At 65.6% G+C, this 7028-nt stretch carries 5 protein-coding genes; 2 read left to right on the top strand and 3 right to left on the bottom strand.

Features of this window, described 5'->3' with window-relative positions:
* Positions 1–56: 56 nt before the first annotated feature.
* On the bottom strand, positions 57–2042 hold the full coding sequence (locus AB4Y84_RS08970; RefSeq protein ID WP_442244399.1) for a transglycosylase SLT domain-containing protein: 1986 nt from the start codon (positions 2040–2042) through the stop codon (positions 57–59).
* Between the two features lie 151 nt (positions 2043–2193).
* On the opposite strand from AB4Y84_RS08970, the gene AB4Y84_RS08975 reads away from it, so the two are divergent.
* Both AB4Y84_RS08975 and AB4Y84_RS08980 read left to right on the top strand, forming a co-directional pair.
* The gene (locus AB4Y84_RS08975; RefSeq protein ID WP_099820943.1) at positions 2194–2601 is read left to right on the top strand and encodes an ExbD/TolR family protein; all 408 of its coding nucleotides are present in this window, start codon (positions 2194–2196) and stop codon (positions 2599–2601) included.
* A gap of 258 nt (positions 2602–2859) precedes the next feature.
* Complete coding sequence (locus AB4Y84_RS08980; RefSeq protein ID WP_442244398.1) at positions 2860–5724, top strand: TonB-dependent receptor plug domain-containing protein; 2865 nt, start codon at positions 2860–2862, stop codon at positions 5722–5724.
* Positions 5725–5794: 70 nt separating this feature from the next.
* On the opposite strand, the gene AB4Y84_RS08985 is transcribed toward AB4Y84_RS08980, so the two are convergent.
* Positions 5795–6502 (bottom strand): hypothetical protein, encoded by a 708-nt coding sequence (locus AB4Y84_RS08985; protein WP_442244397.1) that lies wholly within the window; start codon positions 6500–6502, stop codon positions 5795–5797.
* Between the two features lie 68 nt (positions 6503–6570).
* On the bottom strand, positions 6571–7028 hold a 458-nt coding region (locus AB4Y84_RS08990), incomplete at its 5' end, for a hypothetical protein (RefSeq protein WP_442250017.1).

Here is a 7028-nt window from a genome sequence, read left to right on the forward strand (position 1 = left end):
CGGCTACCCTGGACAATAACGGATGCCGGCCAGCGGCCGGCACTACCGGATGTCGATCAATCCCCGCCCTGGTCGGCGTCGGCGGCGCAGGTGAAGCTCTTGCGCTTGTCCACCAGGCGGCCCATCAGGCGGTCGCTCAGCGGCAGTGCGTCGCCGTTGAGTCGCCAGTCGTAGATCACGCTGAAGGCCAGCACGCGGGCCACGTACTCGCGCGTTTCCTTGTAGCTGATGGTCTCGATCCACAGGTCCGGATCGAAGCCCGGGCGCTGGGTCTGCCAGCGCGCGGTCGGCGTCGGGCCCGCGTTGTAGGCGGCGATGGTCACGTAGGGCAGGCCGTCGTACTTGTTCATCAACTGCCGCAGGTACGCGGTGCCGATGGCGATGTTGGTGTCCGGGTCGTACAGGCTGTCAGCGCCGCCGTAGCCGGTCAGGCCGATGGACCTGGCCACGCCGGCGCCGGTCGCCGGCAGTACCTGCATCAGGCCCATGGCGTTGGCAGGCGAACGCGCGCGCGGGGTGAAAGTGCTTTCGGCGCGGATCTCGGCGGCCACCCAGGCCGGGTCGATGGCATTGCGTGCCGATTCACGGCGGATCGTGGCGTCGTGGTGCAGCGGGAAGCGCAGGTCGTACAGGCGTTGCTCCTGCGGCTGCTTGCCGAGCGCGAACACCGCGCGGTCGAACCAACCGTTGTCCTGCGCTACGCGCACGGCGAGGCGACGCTGGGTGTCATCGAAGCGCGACAGCGCATTGTTCCATTCGGCCACCGCCCAGCCGGCGCGGTCGATCTGGTAAAGCGCCATCGCCCGCTGGATGGCCGGATCGCGGGCCACCGCAGCCTGCGCCTGCGCGCTGTCGTTGGGCTTCCACGGGCACAGCGTGTAGGGCTGCTGCAGCTTGTCCGCGGCGAGGAAGCCATGGAAGGTCGGTGCGCGCGCGGCTTCGCGGAACAACGGCTGCGCCTGCTGTGCCTGGCCGGTCTTTTCCAGCATGCGGCCTTCAAAATAGCGCCAGCGCGAATCGTTGCGCTGGGTCGGGCCCATCTTGCGGATCGCCGCCAGCGTCGCCGGCCAATCGCCGCGCGACATCGCTTCGCGTGCTCGCCATTCGTGCAGGCGTTCGTCGTAGGCCGCATCGGGTACGGCATTCAAACGGCGGGCAGAGTCGGGCAGGTAGGACGCCACCGTCCACAGGGCGATCTGGTAACGCACCTGGCCCTGCTGTTCGGCGCTCAGGCCCAGCGCCTGCGCGTACTGCGGCAGCTGCTGTTCGGTGGCGTCCGGGTCAGCCTTGGCCAGCTTGGCCAGGCCATCGGTGGCGATGCGTCGGCTGCGCTCGTTGCGCGGCCAGTTCAGGGCACTGGCGTTGGGCTTGTCGACGAAGGCGGCGTAGGTGTTGGCCAGGGCGAGATCACCGGCCGGCAGGCCGCGCGCGGCCGAACGCATCACCGCCGGCTGCTGTGCATCGGCAGCGGCATCGATGCGTTCCCAGCGCAGCGCATCGCTCATGCCACCCTGCGCCTGCAGCACGGCGAACACGGCGTCGCAGGCATCGGGCAACGACTTGCCGTTCTTGCGCCACAGATCCTGGGCTTCACCGATCCACTGCGGGTCCAGCTTGCCGGTGGCCTGGCGCGCTGTCAGCTGCGCACAGCGCAGGCCGAGGTTGTCGGTGGGAGCCCAGTTGGCCAGCAGCGTCGGCCAGTCCTGGCGGCGCGCTACTGAGGGCAGCCAGGCGCTGCGGAAGCTGTTGGCTACGGCCTGGCCCTGGTAGCGCTTGAGGAAGGCCTGTGCCTGCGCCGTATCGACGGTGTCGATGTTGCGCCGCAGGTTGGCGAACTCCAGCCAGCCATACGCGGGATGGCGGCTGAGCGCGGCGGCCTGGCCGGCATCGTACTGGCCCCGTTCGGCGGCGGCGATGGCGGCCTTCAACTGGGCGTTCTGGGCATCGAGGGACTGGGCACTCGCGCAGCCGATCAGCAGCGTGGTGGCCAGCGGGAGCAGGGACAGGGCGGTCGAAGATCGTCGGGTCATGGCGGCCAGCATAGCGGGCGGTGGCTGAATTCAGTTTCTCATTGCGTACACGGCAGCAGAGGGCAACGACAGCTGAATGATGAGGTCATCCGCACTGCCGCGAGGGCAGCTGCCCGGCGTAGGTTTGGGCTGGGGCAACCGGCCCTGCTGCAGGGAGCGGCACATGGCATTCAGTAGCGCAGGAAGAAGCGGCCCGCTGGCGGACATCAACGTCACGCCACTGGTGGATGTGATGCTGGTGTTGTTGATCATCTTCATCGTGACCGCGCCGATGTTGTCGCGGCCGATCAACGTGCAGTTGCCGCAGGCCACCGATCGCGTGGTTGATCGCCCCGAGCCACCACCGCCGATCGAACTGCGTCTGGATGCGTCCAGCCAGTTGAGCTGGGACGGGCAGCCGATGGCCATCGGTGATCTGCAGTCGCGCCTGCAGGCGCAGGCCAGTGAGCACGCTGGCAATCTGCCGGAGCTGCGCATCAGCACCGATCCGTCGGCCGAGTACGACGGCATGGCCAAGATCCTGGCCGCCGCCGAGGCCACCGGCATGGAACGCATCGCGTTCGTGCAGTGAGCGAGTCACCGGTGCGGCCTTCCTGAGGGAGGGCCGCATTTGGGTAACAGGCGCTCAGAAGGGTGCCGATGTAGATCACCGCCTTCGGTGAATACGTAGCTAATTGACGTTATCTGCTTTCAGAATCGTCAAATTCGCGTGAAAGAGTGTCGGGCATCACGCCGCGATTTTTACCGCTTGTTTACAAAGGAGACGCTGCCGCCATGCAGGGGGGAGCGCGGCAGTCCATGTCCCGACATTCCTTTGGAGAGAGAGCGAATGAATTACCTGCACCACCGCCCCTTGGCGGTCGCCGTCGCGCTGTGCGTGACCGCCTTGGCACCGATGGGTGCTGCTGCCCAATCGGCCACCACCAATCTGGACGCGATCGAAGTCACCGGCACCCGCATCAAGCGTGCTGAAGTGGAGGGCCAGGTGCCTGTCCAGACGCTCAATCGCGCCGACATCGAACGCACTGGTCTTACTTCGATCGGTGAAGTGCTGCAACAGCTCACCGGCTCGGGCTCGGCGCTCAATGCCAAGTTCAATTCGTCGGGCAACTTCGGTTTCCCACCCGACGGTAGTGGCGTCGGCGCGGGTTCGGCGCAGGTGGACCTTCGCCATCTCGGTGCCAAGCGTGTACTGGTGCTGGTCGATGGCATCCGCTGGGTCAATGAATCCTCGGCCTCGGGCGTGGGCTCGGCCACCGATCTCAACACCATCCCGCTGGCGATCGTTGAGCGCATCGAAGTGCTGGAAGACGGCGCGTCGTCCTTGTACGGCTCCGATGCCATCGCCGGTGTGGTCAACATCATCACCCGCCGCGATTTCGATGGCGGCCAGGTGACGATGAACTACGGCCAGTACGGCAAGGGCGATGGCACGCAGAAGGGCGTGGACCTGGCCTGGGGCAAGAGCGGCGACCGCTACAGCCTGTTCCTGGGGGCAAGCTGGACCAAGCAGGACCCGGTGTATGCGAAGGACCGCGAGCAGTCGCGCTTCCCGATCCCCGGCACCGGCCTGGCCTTCGGCAGCGGCGGCATTCCGCAGGGGCGCTTCGCCTTCGTCGATCCCAACACCGGTGCCGAACAGGACATCGTGCCCAACACCGGCGTGAGCAGCCCGCGTTACGACGGCAGCGCCGGCTGCAACCGCACCGACGACTACCACTGCTTCACCAGCGCTGACCGCTTCAACTTCGCCGAATACAACATGGTGCTGACACCGTCGGAGCGCAAGGGCCTGTTCGGCCAGTTCCGGTTCGACATCACCGACAACGTGCAGTGGTACGTCAAGGTGCTGGGCAACCGCCGCGAGTCGACCAACCAGGCCGGCCCGGAGCCACTGTTCTTCGGCCCTGATGGTGCCACCGGCAATCCGCTGGCCGACAACATCGTGGTCTCGGCACTGAACCCGTACAACCCGTTCGGCTTCGACCTGGTGTCGTCGGGCAACATGAGCCTGATCGGTCGTCGTCCTGTGGAAGGCGGCGCGCGCGTATTCGAGCAGCAGGTGGACACCACGTACTTCGCCACCGGCCTGGTCGGCAACTTCCAGGCAGCTGACCGCAGCTGGTACTGGGACGTCAACGGCATGTACAGCAAGAACAAGGCCGAGCAGACCAACTACGGCAGCTACAACATCTACAACGTCAACATGGCGCTGGGCGATCCTGCAGTGTGCGCGGCCACGCCAGGCTGCGTACCGCTGAACATCTTCGGCGGCGCTGGTTCGATCACCCCGGACATGCTGCGCTGGATCCAGCCGGTGGTGCGCGACCGCAGCCAGAACGAGCTGAGCCTGTTCACCGCCAACCTGTCCAGCGATCTGTTCACCCTGCCTGCCGGCCCGGTGTCCTTCGCCACCGGCCTCGAACATCGCAAGTACAAAGGTTCCTACCAGCCTGATCCGCTGACGGTGATCGGCCACTACAACGGCGTACCGTCGCAGCCGACGTCCGGTTCCTACGACGTCAACGAAGCGTACCTGGAGCTGAGCGTGCCGATCTTCGCCGACTCGGCACTGGGCAAGAAGCTGGACCTGAGCCTGGCTGGCCGCTACTCGGATTACTCGACCTTCGGTGGCGAGTTCACGCCCAAGTACGGCCTGCGCTGGCAGGTGACCGATGACTTCGTGCTGCGTACCACCTATGCCGAAGGCTTCCGCGCACCGTCGATCGGTGAGCTGTACGGCTCGGCCGCGCGCGCCGATCTGCAGTTGTTCGATCCCTGCTCGGTGGGCCTGGGTGGCACACCGCCGCGTGGTAGTGCGGCCAACTGCGCATCGCTGGGCGTGCCGACCGGCTTCCAGCAGGCCAACTCGCAGATCTCGGTGACCACCGGCGGCAACCGCGAGTTGGAGCCGGAGCGGTCGCGCAGCTTCAGTGCCGGTTTCGTGTGGAGCCCCTGGTTCGGCAACGATGCATCGTGGTCGGAGCGCTTCGACGTGGAAGTGACGTTCTACCGCCACAACATCGATGGCGCGATCCAGGCGATCAACGCGCAGACCCAGCTGGACCTGTGCGTGGATACCCTGGACCCGATCTACTGCGACGGCATTACCCGTGCCAGCACCGGTGCGGTCAGCAGCTTCAACAACCGCCTGACCAACCTGGGTTCGATCAAGACCGACGGCTGGGATGTGGACCTGTTCTGGACCCTGCCGCAGAGCTCGATCGGGCAGTTCAAGCTGGGCTGGAAGAACACCTTCGTCGGTCGCTACGAGGCCACCGGTGCGGCCGGCCAGCGGCAGCCACAGAAGCCCGGCGTGGAAGTGGCTGACAGTTCGATTCCGGAATGGACCAGCAACGCCAGCATCGGCTGGACGCTGGACAACTGGAGCGCCAACTGGACGGTACGCCACATTTCCGAACTGACCGAAGACTGCGGTGACGCCGTGGCGTTCCCGGTGTGCAGCAACCAGGCCGCCGGTACCAACACGCTGTCGGCCACCACGTTCCATGATGCGCAGGTGGGCTACAAGATCGACTGGATGAAGGGGCTGCAGCTGACGGCCGGTTTGAACAACGTGTTCGACAAGGATCCGCCGATCTGCCTGTCATGCTCGTTGAACGGCTATGACGCCTCGACCTACGACATTCCGCGTGGCCGTTACTGGTACCTGCGCGCGGACCTGCGTTTCTGATGTGAGGACGGCGGCGCCGGAGTGATTCCGGCGCCGCTGTTGCTGTGGCAGCGCCGGGCCATGCCCGGCGTCATCGAGGCTGCGCCTGCGTGGTTCGGTGCCTGGCGCCTGTTCCAGGGAAACTGACAACGAGTGATGTGCCGCCCTCGGCCGGTGCATAGTGGACCGCCGCGGCGATGGTTCTGTCGCAGCCCTTGAACGACCAGCGCTCCTCGATACGGCGCTGCGAGCCGCTGCCACCATCGCTGACCACTTCGGTCTGGATGCTCTGCAGTGCGGTGCAGTCGAGCAGGATGGCCGCACCGGAAGAGGCCTGCTTGAAGATGTCGGCGCGCAGCACGGGGCTGGTCAACGTCGGCCCCTGCATCTCGAGTGGCACATTGAAGCGGATGCCGTTGAGTGCCTGCTGGCAGGCTGTTTGTGGATCAGCGGCCAGCTCCGCTTCCGTCTGTTTGGCGGACTGCTCGCGAACGCGGCTGCGCTGGGTGGCGATGTCTTCGCCCAGTTGTGGGTAGAGTTTCAGTGCGGCGTCGCTGCCGCGCTGGGTGGCGGCGGCGTTGTCGTGGCGCCATTGCTGTGCAGCCGATTGCATCTGCCTGCCCAGCTCAGGCGAATGCTGCAGGCATTGCCCGGTCATGTAGTCGATTTGTTCGGACTGGAAGAAGGTCTTCAGGTCCTGCCGGTGGGGAGCGACTGCGGCGGCATCCACCGCATGAGCGGAAAAACCGCTCATGCCCGCCATTGTCATCGCCACTGACACATGCATGCGCAGTTTCATCGTGCAGATCTCCTGTTGAACGTCAGTGTCGGCCAGGCCCAGGTGCGCGCAGCGCTGGCCCAGGGTAGTCAGTCCAGACGCTGGTCGATGGCGCTGCCGAGCTGGCGGATGTAACTGTCCAGCTTTTCCTTTTCGAGGGCCTGGCTGGTCGATGCCGAAATGGCAATGGCGCTGCCGCCGGTCTCGGTGGCATAGACAACGACGAACAGTTCCGCGCCCCAGCTGAAGGCGCTGGTGGGTGTCTTTGCCTGCAAATAGGCGGTGGGCTTCAGGCCGGCCTGAGCGGACTTGCTCCAGGCAAGCTGGTCGTCGGTTTCGCCACCGAGGTGGTTGTTGCTCTGGAAGCCGTGGTCGCCTTTCGGCCTTTCCGTGCCGCTGTAAAGCAGCTTCCACTTCTGTTCGGCAATGGCTGCCTTCGCGGCTGCCGCGGCGCTGTCCGGGCCGGACTGGAACTCCAGTCGCGATGCCGCGCCCGTCTCAGCCGATGACACGGTCCTGGGCTTCAGGGTTTCACAGCCACTCACTG

Source organism: Stenotrophomonas sp. 2YAF22 (assembly GCF_052114665.1).
GTDB classification, from domain to species: Bacteria; Pseudomonadota; Gammaproteobacteria; order Xanthomonadales; family Xanthomonadaceae; genus Stenotrophomonas; species Stenotrophomonas indicatrix.

Bases quoted from the DNA above. Each gene is read 5' to 3' on its own strand.
- AB4Y84_RS08970 (WP_442244399.1), bottom strand. From the start codon at position 2,042: ATGCTGGCCGCCATGACCCGACGATCTTCGACCGCCCTGTCCCTGCTC.
- AB4Y84_RS08985 (WP_442244397.1), bottom strand. From the start codon at position 6,502: ATGAAACTGCGCATGCATGTGTCAGTGGCGATGACAATGGCGGGCATG.
- AB4Y84_RS08975 (WP_099820943.1), top strand. From the start codon at position 2,194: ATGGCATTCAGTAGCGCAGGAAGAAGCGGCCCGCTGGCGGACATCAAC.
- AB4Y84_RS08980 (WP_442244398.1), top strand. From the start codon at position 2,860: ATGAATTACCTGCACCACCGCCCCTTGGCGGTCGCCGTCGCGCTGTGC.